The 1,112-nt window shown below is 43.9% G+C and carries 1 protein-coding gene; it reads left to right on the top strand.

Features of this window, described 5'->3' with window-relative positions; genetic code table 11:
* Positions 1–1,112: putative Ig domain-containing protein (locus tag B5440_RS08615; protein ID WP_200805509.1), on the top strand; the 1,112-nt coding region annotated here is incomplete at both ends.

Here is a 1,112-nt window from a genome sequence, read left to right on the forward strand (position 1 = left end):
ATTATTAAAGAAGTTGAAGTCACAGACGGGGTGTTAGAGATATCTTTTATCCATGGAGCAATTGAAAACCCTTTAGTCAACGGAATAGAGATCCTGGGAGTGGCCTCGGGAGTTCCCAGTACTCCAATTAATGTATCAGCAATTGAAGATCAGGTGAATTTTGAGGGAGATGCTTTAGATGGTAGCCTGGCAGTTTTTGCTAGTGGGGGTGATGGTAATTTAACCTATAGCATAAGTGGCGCCCCTTCGGGAGTAGTCATAGAACCTACCAATGGGCAAATAGGTGGAGCTATCAATTCCGGTACTGCTGCTAATAGTCCTTATACCGTTACGGTAACAGTAGATGATAGCGACGCTGAAACCAGTGATGCGGTAAAGCTTAGTTTCAACTGGGAGATTAAATCTGGTACTCCTATTGAGGTAGCTGCAATTGAAGACCAGGTGAATTTTGAGGGTGATGCTTTAGATGGTAGTCTTGCAGTCTCTGCTAGTGGCGGCGATGGCAATTTAAAATATAGCATAAGCGGAGCTCCTTCAGGAGTAGTTATAGGACCTAGCAATGGGCAAATAGGTGGAACGATCAATTCTGGTACAGCTAGCAATAGTCCTTATACCGTTACGGTAACAGTAGATGATAGCGATGCTGAAACCAGTGATGCGGTAGCGCTTAGTTTTAACTGGGAGATCAAATCTGGAACTCCTATTGAGGTAGCTGCAATTGAAGACCAAATAAATTTCGAGGGTGATGCTTTAGATGGTAGTCTGGCAGTTTCTGCTAGTGGTGGTGACGGTAATCTAACCTATAGCATAAGCGGCGCCCCTTCCGGAGTGATTATAGAACCAACAAATGGGCAAATAGGGGGTACGATCAATTCCGGTACAGCTGCAAACAGTCCTTATACCGTTACGGTAACAGTAGATGATAGCGATACTGAAACCAGTGATGCGGTAGCGCTTAGTTTTAACTGGGAGATCAATCCCGGTAGTCCCACGATCGCTTCAGAACTTCCAGATATAGAGCGAACAATTGGTGTGGTAACAGAGAATATTAGTCTTTTATCTTATTTTGATGATAACCAGGGTGTTGAGAATCTTACCTATAGCGTTTCAGG

This window comes from Salegentibacter salarius (assembly GCF_900168265.1).
Taxonomy (GTDB): domain Bacteria; phylum Bacteroidota; class Bacteroidia; order Flavobacteriales; family Flavobacteriaceae; genus Salegentibacter; species Salegentibacter salarius.